This is a genomic window from Clostridium homopropionicum DSM 5847 (genome assembly GCF_001263795.1).
GTDB lineage: Bacteria > Bacillota > Clostridia > Clostridiales > Clostridiaceae > Clostridium_H > Clostridium_H homopropionicum.
In genome coordinates this window covers 64,004-81,050 of record NZ_LHUR01000018.1, presented here as the reverse complement: position 1 = coordinate 81,050, position 17,047 = coordinate 64,004, and the positions used below count along the sequence as shown (strand labels likewise).

Below are 17,047 nucleotides of genomic sequence, written 5' to 3'. Positions count from 1 at the left end.
TATTCCACCAATTATCATATATTCATAACTATATCTATGGCATTTTAATGTTTTTAAATTGCCACATATGTTATAATACTAGTAATATCATTTAATTTTTTGAATATTTTGTATAAATAATGTTAATAGGAGTGTTGAAATAGTATGAATAGATGCCCTTGGTGCGGTACAGATGAATTATATGTTAAGTATCACGATGAAGAATGGGGAGTTCCAGTTCATGATGATAAAAAACATTTTGAATTTTTAGTCCTGGAATCAGCTCAAGCTGGTTTAAGTTGGATTACTGTGTTGCGAAAAAGAGAAAATTATAGAAAAGCTTATAAAAACTTTGATGCTGCAAAAATTGCCTTATACGATGAGAATAAGATTAACGAACTTATGCAGAATGCAGGAATCATAAGAAATAGAAGAAAGATAGAAGCTTCCATAAACAACGCTAAAGGCTTTCTAAATATTCAAAAGGAATTTGGAAGCTTTGATAAATACATTTGGGGCTTTGTTAATAATGAACCTATTGTTAATCATTGGCATGATATATCTGAAGTACCTGCCACCTCAGAAATTTCTGATAAGGTAAGCAAAGATTTAAAATCAAGAGGCTTTAAATTTCTAGGCAGCACTATAATATATGCTCATCTTCAAGCTACTGGTGTCATAAATGACCACTTAATTAGCTGCTTTAAGCATAATGTTTTATAGTACTGCTACTATTGGGAGTTCTTATTATCATCTTAAAATTTTATATTCCTCTTTTGTAATAACCTCAATGAATGAATTAGTTATGCTAGGATCAAATTGAGTACCACTGCATTTTTTCAGTTCCTCTATTGCCTCTTCATAAGTTTTTCTTTTATTATATGGTCTATTTGAGGTCATGGCATCAAAGCTATCAACAACTGTTAAGACTCTTGCTAAAAAAGGAATTTCTTCTCCCTTTAAATTCCCAGGATATCCTTTCCCATCATATCTTTCATGATGATGTAGTATAAGCGAAGAAATATCTCTTAGAGATTTAACAGGCTTAATTATTGCAACTCCATTTTGTGGATGTTGTTTAAGAAGTTCCCATTCCTCATTAGTTAGTGGCATCTTTTTGTTTAATACTTCCTTTGAAATATTTATCTTTCCAATGTCATGCATATATGCTCCATATATCAATTTCTTTTTATCATCATTGCTAAGTCCAAGCTTATCAGCTAATATTCTGCCATAAGCTACCACTCTCTCAACATGTCCATATGTATATCTGTCCTTTGCATTAATAACACTTATTAATGTTTTTATAGAGGTTACAAGGTCTATATCACTTTCCTCTATATCCTTCTTTAATTCATCTAGTATAGAAGTATAAGTCTCCACCCTATTTTTATTGAAAAACTTAGCTCTATAAAGTGCATCATCTGCACTTTTAATAAGCTCAACATCATTTTTCGCTTTATCTGGATAAACAGAAACTCCTATAGAAACAGTTATCTTACCATTAGGCTGATTTTCTTCTCCTTCAAAGTAAGTTTCCTCAATTTTGCTTCTTATATTCTCAGCTATTTTAATTGCATCCTCTTCAATAGTATTAGTCAATACTATTGCAAATTCTTCACCGCCATACCTGGCTACAATATCTGTTTTTCGTACACTACTTTTCAGTATTAATCCTATACTTTTAAGTACTTCATCACCTTTTTGATGTCCATATAAATCATTATAGTACTTGAAATAATCTATATCCATTAATATCATGGAAACAGGCTTTCGTTCCACTTCACATGATAATATTTTCTTATTTAATACTTCATAAAAAAATCTGTGATTATACAGACCTGTTAGTCCATCTTCATTTACTAACCTTTTAAGTTCCTCAATATGCTCCCCTTCTATTTTTACATAAAATCCCAAAGGCCATGCTGTAAGGATAAATACTCCCACTAATATTAAATCATTTTCGAAATAAGAATTCACTTCTCCACTATGAACCCCCAAAATATCTATTGCTAATATAATAACTGAAGAAATACAGGCAATAATTATTCCTTGTTTCATACCAGATTGTATTGTAGATGTAATAATAATAAATAAAAATAGGAACTTATAACTACTTTCATAGCCTCCCGAAATGAGTATTGCAGTAAAAAATATAACAGTAAATATAAATCCTTCGGCAAATTGTATATATTTATCATCTTTTAAAATATTCTTTTTATCTGTTGGAAATGTCCATACAATATAAACTAAAGATAATAATAATACTAAGATAATGCAAAATAAAGATGTATAAAAACTTTTTGTATTTGATAGTACAAATCGATTATCAAAGTAACTTCTAAAAAATGCTACTCCTGAAAATAATAGTGCTGCTAATTTTACTATTGAGAGTATTTCGTATATTCTTTTATGTTTATCAAATTCAAAGTTTGACATTTTCTATTTACCTCAATTCACTTATTATAAGTATAAGGTGGTATTTAACCACCTTATACTATTCTTCTCTTAGGCATTTTGGTTCTTCAGGCTGATATGAAAACCAAAGGCATGCAGAAGTAGATACTGAAGCTGCAACAAGAGTAGTAATAGTCGCAACTAAAGCTAAGAATTTAGTATTTAGTTTTTTCATAATATATTCACTCCTTTTTATTTAATTATCTAATTATATAATTTAAAAAATCATCTAACTTTCTCAATGTAAAATGACCAGACCTTGTCAGTGTAAAAACTTGCCAATCTATGCCGCCACTAATACATAGAGCATATACAAGAAATATTTTCTTTGCAAAAAAAATATAAAGCATTATTGTACATATTGTAATTATAAGATAAATACTTAAAATAACTAATGATCCTTTTTTCATCCTCTTCTTTTTTTCATCCTTTTTTATAGGTTTTGCTAGACTATCAACAGGTGCTAGCATATAAATTATTATGTATGCCCATAAAAAAGTACTTAAAATAATAATTATAGTCATGTTCAAATCAATGAAACTATTTACTAAATTATAGATTAATATAGCTTGTCCAATACATATTATTAGTCCAATAAAAGTACACTTCCATGGTGAATTAGCATGAGCTCCACCTGAGTATTTTCTAAGAATGCTTGCTGTAAATAATACTATTGTAGCTTCAAAAGAAACGTGAAATAAATAGCCAATTACACTTACCGAGAATATAGAAAGAAAAGTCTGCAATAAAGCAAATGTGCCATAGGCTATAACTTCTTTTTTATCATTATCCAACTTTAATTCTGATGCTATTTTATTTGCAATACTATGTGATAAATTATTCATTTAGTTAAGTTCCAACTCTTTCTTTTTTAGTAATATTATATAGTAGCCAATTACTACACATGCAAAAATCACAATTGATGGAATCCCATACAATATTTTTGCAGATGGTTGAGTAAATACATAGTTTATATCAACTTTAAAAATATACTGTATTATTAGAACATTGATTCCTTCAAATAAAAACTGTAGCATTATAATAATTACTCCTGATCTTATTGATTTAATTAGACTTATCTTATTTATATTAACAGTCAATATAATTAATACAAAAATGTTTAGTATAGCATGCACACCATAGTGAATTGGTAGGCTTCTAATTAGATATACCAGAATAACATATAATATACTTGACATAATAAAACTCTTAGCATTGATAATTCTCTTTGAAAATGCATATGTTCCAAAAATAAATAAAAATCCCTCTGGTACTCCACGTAAAAATAATTCTAGCAGAGTTATTTTCAACATATCTTTTCTCCTTTGTTTGTGTTATTATTATGAAACTCCTCTTCTTATCATCAGAGGAGTAAGCGATTCACGACAAATCACAGATTTGTGTTCTCTGCTTATGAAACTCCTCTTCTTATCATCAGAGGAGTAAGCGATTCACAACAAATCATAGATCTGTGTTATCTGTTTAAATTCCCTACTTTTTTCTGTATTTAAATGCTTAATTACGTTATAAATAATAATAAAGGCAAAGGCTCTTATAAAAACATCACCTATACTTAATATACTATAACCTATATCGATTACATCGGTTAAAAACTTTAATTTTGTATCTGAATTTCCTAAAACATGTATATCATTTACCTTTTTAAAAGTATCAGGTTTTACATAGCCTGTCCAATATGATAATTTAGGGAATACTGGCATATAACCATCATTGTATTTTATTGCAATTTTATTTAGAACAGTCCCTAAAACAACAAATATTGATCCAATAATAGAACTATAGTATTTCCTATATTTAATGATAGGAAATAAAAATAAATATAAATATAACAATTTCAATATTCCTGCATATTGTATGAATCTGTATTCTCCCATAAAAATTGATATTTGTAAAAGAATATAGACTAATTCACATACTAATATGGGATATATTGTCCATGATTTAAAAAGTGGTTTTAAGTTATATCCTTTTAATTTTGCAACAAGCATTGCTAATAATAATGTTTCTATCATATTATTACTCCTGCGCTTTCTTTATAATATTGAATAACACCTTAATTATAACAACTTTTCTAAATTAATTCCACTTATTTCTTAAAATACCATATATGTAATTATAACTTGGATAATACAGCTGAATATTTTTATTCACTCACCCCTTTATGATTATAAACATATACTATTTTATAACATAAAATATTTCTATTGAGGGGGATTGAAAAGTGATAAAAAAAATACTGAGTACATTTTTAGCTGTAATACTAGTGGCAAGTTCAATTTTCCTTGTTGGCTGTGGTGAGAAAGAGAATACTACAACTTTGCAAAAGGTTAAATTAAACGAAGTTGTTCGTTCTGTTTTTTATGCTCCAATGTATGTTGCCTTAAATGAAGGCTTCTTTAAAGATGAAGGATTGGACATAGAACTTTCCACTGGACAAGGAGCAGATAAAACCATGCAGCAAGTTTTAAGTGGTAGTTCTGACATTGGTTTTAGTGGACCTGAACAAGTAGTATATATCTACAATCAAAAGCGTAAGGATTTGCCGATAGTATTTGCTCAGTTAACTCAAACTGACGGTTCTTTCCTAGTTGGAAGAAATCCTGAGAAAGATTTTGATTGGAAATCACTTAAGGGAAAAACTGTAATTGGCGGAAGACCTGGTGGAGTTCCTCAAATGGCTCTTGAATATGTTCTTAAAAAGAATGGTTTAGAGCCTGGAAAGGATGTAACCTTTATTACAAACTTAGATTTTACCGCAACAGCAGGAGCCTTTAAGGCTGGCACTGGAGACTATGTAGCCCTATTTGAGCCTACAGGAAGTATGCTAGAAAAAGATAAATCTGGATACATTGTGGCTTCTGTAGGAAAAGAAGCAGGAAATATTGCTTATACTTGTTTCTATGCTACTAAATCATATATGGAAAAAAATCCTGAAGTTATTCAAAAATTTACTAATGCAATTTATAAGGGTCAACTATGGGTAACAAATCATAGTGATGAAGAAGTAGCTAAATCCATTCAATCCTTCTTCCCTGGAAGTGATCTTTCTATATTAACAAATGTTATTAAAAATTATAGAAGCATTAATGCCTTTGCTGAAGATCCAACTTTAAAAGAAGCTGATTTAAATAAACTTATGGATATAATTCAAGGCTATAAAGCTGACTTAATCAAAGAAAGGCCTGCCTTTGGAGATGTAGCTACTAATGAATATGCTGAAAATGCTATAGATTAAACAAATTTAAAAGAGTGTTGATTTTCAAATTAATGAAATCAGCACTCTTTTTATAGCTTTTATCTATGTTCTTTTACACAAATTATTAAATTTGTTTCCCGCTAGCTACTTCTCCAATAGCCTCTAATTTATGATTTAAGCCATTTTCTTCTTTTAAATTCTTTTCTGCTACTGCAAGCATAAGCTTTATTCTATTTAATTGATTTACTTCACTAGCTCCTGGGTCATAATCTATAGCAACTATATTGGAGCCTTTATATCTTCTTCTTAATTCCTTAATTACTCCTTTACCAGTAACGTGATTTGGAAGGCAAGCAAATGGTTGTAAGCAAACAATATTCTTTACTCCATTGTGTATTAATTCAACCATTTCACCTGTTAAAAACCATCCTTCTCCTGTCTGATTGCCTATAGATAGAATAGGTTCTGCACCGTCGGCAATTTCCTTAATAGTTGCGATAGAATGGAATCTCTTGCTATTATCTAGGGCTTTCTTCATATCTTTTCTAAAATAGTCAATACCCCAAATTACTGCATCGCTAATTAGCTTAGATTTTAGATTGCCAGATAAATACTTGTATTTAAAAGTTTCGTCATAAGCACAGTAAAGGAAGAAATCTATAAGATCTGGAACAACTGCCTCCGCTCCCTCACTCTCTAGAATAGCTACAATGTCATTATTAGCAGTTGGATGATACTTTACTAATATTTCTCCAACTACCCCAACTCTAGGTTTTACTATATCTAGTATCTCTAGATTATCAAATTCCTCCACTATTTCATATATATATTGCTTTGCTTTTTTATAATCTCCTTCTCTTACTACCTTTTTACACTTCTCAACCCACTTTTCATAGAGTAAATTAGCAGATCCTTTTATTTTTTCATAAGGTCTTACTCTATATAAGACCCTCATAAACAAATCTCCAAATAAAAGTGCTGTCAAGGCTTTTTTAGCCATCTGGAAAGTGATTTTAAATCCAGGATTACTTTCGAGTCCCACATAGTTTAATGAAATAACCGGAACATTTTCAAAACCAGCTTCCTTTAATGCTTTTCTAAGAAAACCTATATAATTACTTGCTCTGCAGCCTCCCCCAGTTTGGCTCATTATTAGTGATGTATTATTAATATCATATTTTCCTGATTTTAAAGCTTCTATCATCTGACCGACAGCTATAATTGAAGGATAGCAGGCATCATTATTAACATACTTCAATCCTTCTTCAACTGCTTTCTTATCCACTGATGGCAAAATCTCAACTCTATACCCTGAAGAAGCTAAAGCCTCTTCTAAAAATTGAAAATGTATAGGTGACATCTGTGGCGCAAGTATAGTATGTTTTTCTCTCATTTCCTCTGTAAAGGAAACTTTCTTCTCTGGTTTATATGTTTTCTTTGCCTTAATACCCCTTCTATCTCTTTCATTCATTGCAGCTATTAATGAACGCATTCTTATTCTAACTGCACCAAGGTTGCTAACCTCATCTATTTTTAATAAGGTAAATATCTTATTATGACCTTTTAATATTTCTTCTACCTGATCTGAGGTAACTGCATCAAGACCGCATCCAAAGGAATTTAGCTGAATTAATTCAAGATTATCCTGTGTTGCAACAAATTCTGCTGCTGCATATAACCTTGAGTGATATACCCACTGATCAACTACTCTGAGTGGTCTTTGAACTTTTGCTAAATGAGCTACCGAATCTTCTGTAAGTACAGCCATATTATATTCAGTAACTAATTTTGAAATCCCATGCTCTATTTCTGGATCTACATGGTATGGCCTCCCAGCTAAAACAATACCTTTGCTACCAGTTTCTGATAAATACTTTAATACTTCTTCTCCTTTAATTTTTATATCATTTTTATAATTTTCTCTTTCCTGCCAAGCCTTATGGGCAGCTTCAATGATCAGATTTTTAGAAATTCCGAATTTTGAAAACTCCTCATACAACCTTCTTGCAATTCTATTTTTATCATCTAAAGGAAGGAAAGGATTTAAAAACTTAATATTCTTTTCTTTTAATATGTCTACGTTATTTTTTATTACTTCTGGATAGGAAGTGACAATAGGACAACTATATTTATTATCTGCTCCCTCTTGTTCTTTCTTATCCACAGGAATGCATGGATAAAATATCATGTCTACTTTTTTCTTAATTAAGTCCATAATATGTCCATGAACTAATTTTGCCGGGTAGCATACAGACTCTGATGGTATAGTTTCCATGCCAAGCTCGTATACTTCCTTAGATGACCTTCTTGATATTTCAACTCTATATCCAAGCTCATTAAAGAATGTAAACCAGAAAGGATAATTTTCATACATATTTAGAACTCTAGGAATTCCAACTGTTCCCCTTTTTGCTTCTTCCTTTTTTAATGGAATATAGTTGAAGGTTCTATTATATTTGTATTCATATAAATTTGGTATTTTCTTTTTTGTAATTTCTTTTTCAACGCCTCTTTCACATCTATTTCCTGTAACAAATTGTCCACCTTCTGAAAAGTTATTAATAGTCATTAGGCAGTTGTTACCGCAATGAGAACATCTTTTCATAGTTGTATCTACTTTTAATTTATCTAAGCTTTCCAAAGAAATTAGACTAGTATTTAAACCTTCTTTATATCTTTCTCTTGCAATAAGTGCAACTCCAAAGGCACCCATAAGTCCTGCTATATCTGGCCTTACTACTTCTCTTTCTGAAATAAGCTCAATACTTCTTAAAACAGCATCGTTATAGAAGGTTCCTCCTTGAACAATGATCTTTGAACCCATTTCTTCAGGATTTCTAACTTTAATAACCTTATATATAGCATTTTTTATTACTGAATAGGATAAACCAGCAGATATATCGCCAACAGTTGCCCCTTCTTTTTGAGCTTGTTTTACTCTTGAGTTCATAAATACTGTACATCTTGAGCCTAAATCAACAGGTTCATTTGCAAATATTGCAGAGTTTGCAAATTCTTCCACACCCATACTTAAGGATTTTGCAAAGGTTTCAATGAAAGATCCGCAACCTGAAGAACAAGCTTCATTTAGCATTATGCTATCTATAACTCCATCTTTTACCCTTAAGCATTTCATATCCTGTCCACCTATATCTAGGATAAAATCTACTCCAGGTAAAAAATGTTCAGCTGCTTTATAATGTGCAATAGTTTCTATTTCACCTATATCCATTCTTAAAGCGGCCTTTATAAGACCTTCTCCATAACCAGTTACTGCAGCATGTGCAATTTTCGCTTTAGATGGAAGCTTACTATATATATCCTTCAAAATCTCTATTGTAAGTGCCAATGGTTTACCTTGATTACTTCCATAGTATGAATATAGAAGGGAAGCGTCTTCCCCAATTAATACAGCTTTTGTTGTAGTAGATCCTGCATCAATTCCAAGGAAACATTTTCCTTCATATTTGGATAAATCAGATTTACTTATATTATATTTGGAATGCCTATTTTTAAACTCCCTATACTCTTCTTCATTTAAAAATAATGGTCTTAATCTATTTACTTCATGACTATTAGCATTTTTCATCTCAGGTAATTTATCATAAAGAGATTTATATGAAATTATTTTTTCTTCTCTAGAAGCTATGGCAGCACCCATTGCTACAAAAAGCTGAGAGTTTTCTGGAAATAAAATTTGCTCTTTAGATAAATTTAAAGTTTCAGCAAATCTCCTTCTAAGCTCAGATAAAAAATATAGAGGTCCTCCTAAAAAAGCAACCTTACCTCTAATAGGTTTACCACAAGCAAGTCCACTAATTGTTTGATTTACAACTGCTTGAAAAATTGATGCAGCTAAATCATCCTTGGAAGCACCTTCATTTAATAAAGGTTGAATATCTGTTTTTGCAAAAACTCCACATCTTGATGCAATTGGATAAATGGTTTTATATCTTTTTGCCATTTCGTTCAATCCTAAAGCATCTGTTTGAAGAAGTACTGCCATCTGATCTATAAATGCTCCTGTACCACCTGCACAAGTTCCATTCATTCTCTGCTCAATACCATCATCAAAATAAGTTATCTTAGCATCTTCTCCTCCAAGTTCAATTGCTACATCTGCTGAAGGAATAAATTCTTCTACAGTTTTTGTAGAAGCAATTACCTCCTGAATAAAAGGCACATCTAACCACTTCGAAACTGCAAGACCTCCTGAACCAGTTATCATTATAGTAATGCTATCATTTCTGAATTTTGTGTACGCTTCTTCTATTAGGCTTATTATAGTATTCTTTATATCAGAAAAATGTCTCTTATAATTGCCATATAGAATTTTATTATTCTGATCTAAGGCAACTAGTTTTACTGTTGTTGAGCCTACATCTAATCCAAAACTTAATAACTTTTTCATACATTCCTTCCTATTCTTCTTAATATTTTTGAAATAATTATAAATAGATTATTGTTATGTTTTGTAATAATCTATTATACGGTTTTTATGTTTTTTTTTCAATGGAGAGTTTTTCTCCTTTCATCATAATTCAATTAAATTTAGTATTTGGATATTAATTTATGAAAAATATCTAATAATTTCTCTTATTTAATTATGATTACACAAAATCAGTAATGGTTTATATATACTTTTAACATAATTTTACCCAATTCATATAATGAATTATAATCACTAAGGAGTTGATACTGTGAAAAACTTGAGATTATCTCACATATATATGAACTATCATACTATTAAGGGTGAAACTGAAACATTGAAAGATATATCCTTTAATGTTGAGCATGGAGAATTTATAAGTATTGTAGGACCTTCAGGCTGCGGTAAATCAACAATATTAAATATTATTGCAGGTCTTTTAACTCCTTCAAAAGGTGAAGTACTGGTTGATAATGAACCAATTAATAAATCCCTTCTAAAAATAGGTTATATGTTTCAAAAGGATCAATTATTCCAGTGGCTTTCTGTTTTAGATAACGTATTACTAGGACTTAAAGTTCAAAATAAGATTACAAATGATGCAAAAGATAAAGTTAAAGAGCTTTTACTAACCTATGGACTTTGGGACTTTAGAGACTACTATCCAAATCAATTATCTGGAGGAATGCGCCAAAGAGTTGCACTAATTAGAACTTTAGCTATAGATCCAACAATACTTTTATTAGACGAGCCTTTTTCTGCCCTTGACTATCAAAGCAGACTAAATGCTAGCGACGAAATTTATAAAATAATAAAAAATGAAAATAAAACTGCCATAATGGTAACTCATGATATTGCAGAAGCTATTTCTATGTCTAATAGGGTTTTAATATTATCAATGCGACCTGCATTTATAAAAAAAGAAATCAAAATTGACTTATGTGAAAAATGTGAATCTCCTCTTAAATCTAGAGAAAATCCAAATTTCAGCTTCTTCTTTAATACTATTTGGAAGGAGATGGACTTAAGTGAGTAATTATAGTTTAGAACATCAAAATTTTGTTGATAAAGTAAAGAAAGAAAAGAAAAAGGTTATCATTACTAGAATATTAATACTGATAGCTTTGTTTGTATTTTGGGAAGTAGCAGGGAATGTGGGATTAATAGATCCATTTTTAACTAGTACACCTTCAAGAATGTATAAAAGTTGTATAAAAATATATTCTGAAGGAACTCTATATAAGCATATTTTAATTACTTGCGGTGAAACAATACTTGGATTTTTACTTAGTACATTTTTAGGAACTATTATTGCAATTCTTTTATGGATGTCAGACTTTGCCTCAAAGGTATTAGATCCATATTTAGTTGTTTTAAATGCACTACCTAAGGTAGCATTAGCTCCTATTATTATCTTTTGGGTTGGAAATGGGATAAGTGCTATCGTATTTATAGCAATTTTAATATCAATAGTTGTAACCATAATAAACATACTAAATGGCTTTAAGGAAGTAGATCAAGATAAAGTAAAGCTACTTAAGACCTTTGGAGCCTCTAAGCTTCAAATACTCTACTACTTGATAATTCCTGCAACAATACCAACTATTATATCTTCTTTAAAAATTAACGTAGGTTTATCCTGGGTAGGAGTAATAATGGGAGAGTTCTTAGTAGCAAAAGATGGACTAGGTTTTCTTATTATTTTTGGAGGTCAAATTTCTCAGCTTGATATGGTAATGATGAGCATAGTAATACTATGTATTTTGGCCTTTTTAATGTATGAAATAGTTGCGATATTGGAAAAAAAGCTAATAAAGCATAGTAGTATAAAAAACTAAAACAACATGAATAATTTGGATAAAAAGAGATAATAATTAAACATGAATATAAATTCATGTTTAATTATTATGCATTAGATTACAGGAGGCATAAAATGAATTATTTTGATGAAGCGAATAGTTTATATAATAAAAAGCAATACAAAAAAGCAATCGATGTATATAAAAAAGCTATAGAAATCAAAGATAACAAGACAGCTTCCTTATACAATACTGCCGTATGCTTTATAAAGTTAAAAGATTATGAAAAGGCAATTCCTCTTTTAATGTTAGCAATCATGGAGAAACAAGATAGTCGATACTATTTCAATTTAGGATATTGTTATGCTATGATGAAAGATTCTCGAAAGGCATTAATCTATTTTAACACAGCCTGGGCACTTGACAATACTGATTTGGACTGTGAAAAAGCTATAAATATTATTATTGAAAAATACACTAAGGATTGTTAGCTAATTTTCCCGTAATACTCTTGCTTTACTCTAAATTCTATTAGAAACTCAGTTTCTTCTTGTGAACTAGAGAACAGTATTTCACCACCATTTTTCTTAACAATTTGATCTACAATATACAATCCAAAGCCATGGTCTTTTTTATTATTTTCCTTAGTTGAAAATCCTTTTTTAAATATTTTGTTTCCTATTTCTTTTGGAACCATAGGTCCATTATTAGCGATAGATAGATAGTATCTGTCATTTTCAATATATCCATAAACGGATACTATTTTCTTCCCCTCGTCTTTTTTTAGATTAACTGCATAAAAGGCATTATCTATGATATTTCCAATAACTCTAACTAAATCATTATCATTTATAATAACTGCTTCTAAAGAAGTTTCAAAATCCACATCTAAATAAATATCATTTTCAAAAGCAAAGTTACTCTTAACAGCAATTAACCCATCTACATATCCATTACCAGTTTCAAAAAATTTATAGCTTGACTCTAAATTGTTAGTAGTATTTTTTAAATAGTTTTTAATTCTATCTAAGGAATCTGGTCTATTCATTATGCACATTGCATAAATTGTATTTATGTGATTTGCAAAATCATGTTTTTCTCTTCTAATAATATCTACTATAGCTTCTAAATTATTAATATATTCTTCTTTTAAATGAAACTTATTTTTTATTTGAAGCAGTTCCATCTTTTTTTTGTAGTCAAGCATTCCTACAATTATAAATATAAAAAGGAATAAATAAAGGGACATTTGAAGTATAAATGAATCTGCCTTATTAAAAATCCCAATACTTATAAATAAGGTCATTAAAAACATCCCTAAAACCCAATAACCTAGGATACCTTCATCTACATCTCCAGACTGTAATCTTATCATTTTTTTATTAAATTTATATATTAAAAATATTATGAATAGTTCAACAAATTTTGCTACAAACATAACTTGGCCTTTATATTGATTTAATATATCCAAATCGAATAAAGAATGTCCAAGAAAAAAAGAAAATATAATTAGAACGAAAAAATCTATAATCCCTATAAATATGACCCCTATCAATACTGCAATAAAAGATTTAAGAAATTTTGTGGATATTTGAATTGAAAGAATAATAGTCATGAAGGTAATAATTACCATAGTATGGTAACCTGGTTCAATTATTAAAGAAGCCCAAGCTGAAAATGCCGTGCTCATAACAATAAGAGATATTATTTTATATTTATTTTCCTTAAGATAATAAGTCTTATCAAAAATTTCCAAATATATCAAAACTATTGTTATTGTTTCAAATAGCCCTGCTAAAGATTCACCCCAAATTGCATTATAGCTCATTTTATCCTCCCAATGCATTAAAGAGATATAAACATATTCTTTATTTATATATTTAAACAAATCAAAACTAATGACACATTTTTTATCGAATACACAAAATACTACACAATATTACACAATATTCTATATTAAATAATACATTATATTGAGAAAATGTCAATATAAAAATTAGAATCATGCTTCCGCATGATTCTAATTTAATTTGCTATTGTTGAATTTCTATGATCTAATTTGAATACAGAACTATCAAAATAGTTGCCACCTTTATAAAAAGTAGTATCTACATTTATCCATTTATTTTCTTCTTCAATGTAAACCTGATTCCATGCATGGCTAACCCAACTAGACCCATTATAACCTTCACCAGTAATTATCCTTGTCTTAATTCCATTAGCCCTACACATAACAGCATATAGGCAAGAATAATCAAAACAAATTCCTTTCTTGCTATAAAAAGTTGGGATTGCTCCTGACTTTATTGTAAAGTCATTGTTCATTATTTTATCTACCTTTGCATAATCATAATCAATATTTTTTCCTACCCAGTTATATATAACTTTCGCTTTAGATCTTGTGTTATTACTGTCAGCTACCAACTTTCTAGCAAAGTTGTCTATCTCGTCATTTGATTTTAAGCCTTCCTCTAATGTAATTCCATTATAATATACTATAGTCTTACCATTATCTTTTGAAGATTCATCAGCATTGTTTTTAATAACAATTTTAAACGAATTATTAATTATGTTTGGAATATTCTTTGCAAAATTTGAATTTGTAATTGGATTTACAAGTTCACTTGATAAAAAGCTATAGACCTGAGAACTCTCTAATTTATTATTAAACCTGCTACTTATTCCAATCACAGACAAAATGTTAAGTAGAAATGTTGCTAAAATAACATAGCAGATTGCCTTAGGAGTTTGAAATATTAGCCCTATTATCCTCTTAGTAAAATTACTTTTTTCTCTTAAAAAATTTTCTACTACGTCTAGTAATAGATAAAAGGTTACTCTATTAATAAAACCAATAATAGTTTCAATGCCCTTATAAACTATGAATATTATTATAGGCATTATTAATAGATATACTAGTATTGGCTTATTTTCTAGCATATTAATCAAATTTTCAGGTATAATATTATATATTTTACTATAAATTCCTTGATCATGTCTTATAAAAATCCCTTTAGTAATTACAACACCAAGAATCGTTCCAATTATAAAAGAAGTGTAACTTGTAGCCTCTTCAATATCATTCTTTAGGCTTTTTGAAGAGAATTTAAATAAAAATCCCTTTATTACTGGATAAATTAATATTAAAATTAATGTTATATCTATTATATTGTCTTTTAAAAAAAGTACTATTTTACTCATCTTTCACTATCCCTTTTAATATTTTCTTTACATCCTCCCAATTATAACCTCTTCTTAAAAGATATTGACTAAGCTTTTTCTTTATAATTACATTGTTATCTTCTGATTTAATTAGACTTTCATATTTTTTTCTGGCTAACTTTAATGCTCCATCCTCTTCTAGATTTTCTTCCATACAATTTAACTTTTGATTTATAATTTCTTCTCTTATGCCTTTTTTCATAAGCATGAACTTAATCTTGTTCTTACCATTGGAAGAGCGTTTTTCTTCTATATATCTCTCAGCAAGTTTCTCATCATTAATAAAATCATATTCTTTTAAAAAATCAATAATTCTTTCTACAGTTTTTAAATCGTATCCCTTGATTATAAGTTTATCTGAAATCTCTTTTTCGCTTTTATAGCTTTTTTCTAATATTTTTAAAGCATGATTTTTACCCTTAATATAGTTATCTTCTTCAATTACATCATTAAGCAATTTTAAATTTACTTTCTTTCCTTTTTCTATGGAATGATAATATACTAAATCTATACTGCATGCAAATGCAAATTCTTCATCAATATATATATTTACTCTATTTTTATTTTTTTTACATAATTCTATTTTTGTTATTATACCTTCCACTACTTATCACTCTTTTCAGAAAGCAAAATGTGTACTGTAGGATTTTCTAGTACTTTTCTAGCAATATTATATATATCTGTATTATCAATACTTTCCATTCTTTTTATATCTTCAATAAATTCATATATATCTTCTTCATCAACTATTTGGTGTAGAATATAATTAGAAAGTTCAGTAGAATCTTCCAATGTTCCTGCTAAAGCTGTTTTAATTACTTTTTTCATCAATGCAATATTTCTCTCATCAAAGATGATTTTTTCATTTTTTATTTCCTTAAGTAAATTTTCTATTATTTCAATTGATTCATTAACATCTTCTTCGTTCACTGCAGTATAGATCATAAGCATTTTAACGCTCTTTGTAGTGTCTATTTCAGAATAAACATCATATGCAAGTCCTTTTTCTTCTCTTAATTTTCTAAAAAGAATTGAGTTTGCGCTTTCACCTAGTTTGTAATTTAAAATCCTTAATGCAAGTTCATCATGTTTTGTTAAATTGTGAAAAGTATAAAGATAAATAATAGTACTCTGCTCTATATCTTTTTTATAAGATATTTTCCTATTTTGAAGGTTATTTTCACAAATAACTTTTCCTCTTTCAAAAGGCGCTGCATCCCAATTTTTAAAATACTTTTCTACAAGTTTAAATATATCATCATGTTCATTTGGCGATACTATTGATATGAATGTGTTATTAGGAACATAATATCTTTTATAGTAATTAAACAGTTGCTCTCTTGTAAACTTCTTAACAGTGCTGCTTTTCCCTATAGTATCAATTTTAATAGAACTATTTTTAAATGCTATTTCTAAGGTCTTATTAAAGCTATACTCTTCAACGTCATCTTTACTAGTACGTATTTCAGCTAATATTACTCCTCTTTCTTTATCCATCTCTTCCTTAGAAAATATAGAATTTTGAAGCATATCCGATAGTAATTCCACAGATGCATCCAATTCTTCATTTAATGCCGAAATACTATATACAGTACAATTATAATCTGTATAAGCGTTATATTCTCCAGCCCTTTGTTCTAAGGCTTCATTAAGCTCTTCATTACTCCTGTTTTTTGTTCCTTTAAAAAGCATATGCTCAACAAAATGAGATATCCCTTTTTCTTCTTTATTTTCATATATAGATCCGATCTTAACTCCAATATGAACAGATGCTAATTGAGTATCTTTTTTTATTGATACTAGTTTAATACCATTATTTAGATTAAATGTTCTTAAGTCAAAAATGCCTTTCTCCATATATTCTCCTTTTAAATAACCTTAATAAAGACTATTATAATTTATATTCAAATAAATAAAAAGTCCTAAATGAATGTTTGTTTTTAC

15 protein-coding genes are annotated in these 17,047 nt (G+C 29.0%); 5 read left to right on the top strand and 10 right to left on the bottom strand.

The features are described 5' to 3' along the window. Positions 1–144: 144 nt before the first annotated feature. Entirely contained in the window at positions 145–702 is a 558-nt protein-coding gene (locus CLHOM_RS06875) for a DNA-3-methyladenine glycosylase I (protein WP_052220966.1), read from the top strand. 27 nt (positions 703–729) lie between these two features. On the opposite strand, the gene CLHOM_RS06870 is transcribed toward CLHOM_RS06875, so the two are convergent. The 5 genes from CLHOM_RS06870 to CLHOM_RS06850 form a co-directional block, all read right to left on the bottom strand. Beyond that, positions 730–2,418 (bottom strand): bifunctional diguanylate cyclase/phosphohydrolase, encoded by a 1,689-nt coding sequence (locus CLHOM_RS06870; RefSeq protein WP_052220965.1) that lies wholly within the window; start codon positions 2,416–2,418, stop codon positions 730–732. Positions 2,419–2,476: 58 nt separating this feature from the next. Further along, entirely contained in the window at positions 2,477–2,611 is a 135-nt protein-coding gene (locus CLHOM_RS06865) for a cyclic lactone autoinducer peptide (protein WP_052220964.1), read from the bottom strand. Positions 2,612–2,636: 25 nt separating this feature from the next. After that, a complete protein-coding gene (locus CLHOM_RS06860) occupies positions 2,637–3,281 on the bottom strand; it encodes an accessory gene regulator ArgB-like protein (RefSeq protein ID WP_052220963.1) in 645 nt (214 codons plus the stop codon). Continuing rightward, the gene (locus CLHOM_RS06855; protein ID WP_052220962.1) at positions 3,282–3,749 is read right to left on the bottom strand and encodes a hypothetical protein; all 468 of its coding nucleotides are present in this window, start codon (positions 3,747–3,749) and stop codon (positions 3,282–3,284) included. Positions 3,750–3,887: 138 nt separating this feature from the next. Beyond that, positions 3,888–4,469 (bottom strand): DUF5317 family protein, encoded by a 582-nt coding sequence (locus CLHOM_RS06850; RefSeq protein WP_052220961.1) that lies wholly within the window; start codon positions 4,467–4,469, stop codon positions 3,888–3,890. A 209-nt stretch (positions 4,470–4,678) separates the two neighbouring features. Here CLHOM_RS06850 and CLHOM_RS06845 point away from each other — a divergent pair, with 209 nt between their 5' ends. Then, positions 4,679–5,692: an ABC transporter substrate-binding protein gene (locus CLHOM_RS06845; protein WP_423230631.1), complete on the top strand. Its 1,014-nt coding sequence runs from the start codon at positions 4,679–4,681 to the stop codon at positions 5,690–5,692. A gap of 85 nt (positions 5,693–5,777) precedes the next feature. Here the strand turns inward: CLHOM_RS06845 and CLHOM_RS06840 are convergent, their stop codons facing one another. Next, complete coding sequence (locus CLHOM_RS06840; protein ID WP_052220960.1) at positions 5,778–10,064, bottom strand: 2-hydroxyacyl-CoA dehydratase; 4,287 nt, start codon at positions 10,062–10,064, stop codon at positions 5,778–5,780. A 289-nt stretch (positions 10,065–10,353) separates the two neighbouring features. Here CLHOM_RS06840 and CLHOM_RS06835 point away from each other — a divergent pair, with 289 nt between their 5' ends. The 3 genes from CLHOM_RS06835 (at position 10,354) to CLHOM_RS06825 (ending at position 12,372) form a co-directional block, all read left to right on the top strand. After that, the gene (locus CLHOM_RS06835; RefSeq protein WP_139205658.1) at positions 10,354–11,118 is read left to right on the top strand and encodes an ABC transporter ATP-binding protein; all 765 of its coding nucleotides are present in this window, start codon (positions 10,354–10,356) and stop codon (positions 11,116–11,118) included. Then, a complete protein-coding gene (locus CLHOM_RS06830) occupies positions 11,111–11,920 on the top strand; it encodes an ABC transporter permease (protein WP_052220959.1) in 810 nt (269 codons plus the stop codon). The genes CLHOM_RS06835 and CLHOM_RS06830 overlap by 8 nt, the downstream gene beginning before the upstream one ends. A 95-nt stretch (positions 11,921–12,015) precedes the next feature. After that, a complete protein-coding gene (locus tag CLHOM_RS06825) occupies positions 12,016–12,372 on the top strand; it encodes a tetratricopeptide repeat protein (RefSeq protein ID WP_052220958.1) in 357 nt (118 codons plus the stop codon). On the opposite strand, the gene CLHOM_RS06820 is transcribed toward CLHOM_RS06825, so the two are convergent. The 4 genes from CLHOM_RS06820 to CLHOM_RS06805 form a co-directional block, all read right to left on the bottom strand. Beyond that, on the bottom strand, positions 12,369–13,709 hold the full coding sequence (locus CLHOM_RS06820) for a sensor histidine kinase (protein ID WP_052220957.1): 1,341 nt from the start codon (positions 13,707–13,709) through the stop codon (positions 12,369–12,371). The two genes, CLHOM_RS06825 and CLHOM_RS06820, sit on opposite strands and share 4 nt — an antisense overlap. A gap of 197 nt (positions 13,710–13,906) precedes the next feature. Continuing rightward, positions 13,907–15,082, bottom strand: a complete 1,176-nt coding sequence (locus CLHOM_RS06815) for a transglutaminase-like domain-containing protein (protein ID WP_052220956.1) — start codon at positions 15,080–15,082, stop codon at positions 13,907–13,909. Then, positions 15,075–15,707, bottom strand: a complete 633-nt coding sequence (gene recX, locus CLHOM_RS06810; protein ID WP_052220955.1) for a recombination regulator RecX — start codon at positions 15,705–15,707, stop codon at positions 15,075–15,077. Before recX ends, CLHOM_RS06815 begins: the two co-directional genes overlap by 8 nt. Next, positions 15,707–16,960, bottom strand: a complete 1,254-nt coding sequence (locus CLHOM_RS06805; RefSeq protein WP_052220954.1) for a M16 family metallopeptidase — start codon at positions 16,958–16,960, stop codon at positions 15,707–15,709. Before CLHOM_RS06805 ends, recX begins: the two co-directional genes overlap by 1 nt. Positions 16,961–17,047 lie beyond the last annotated feature (87 nt).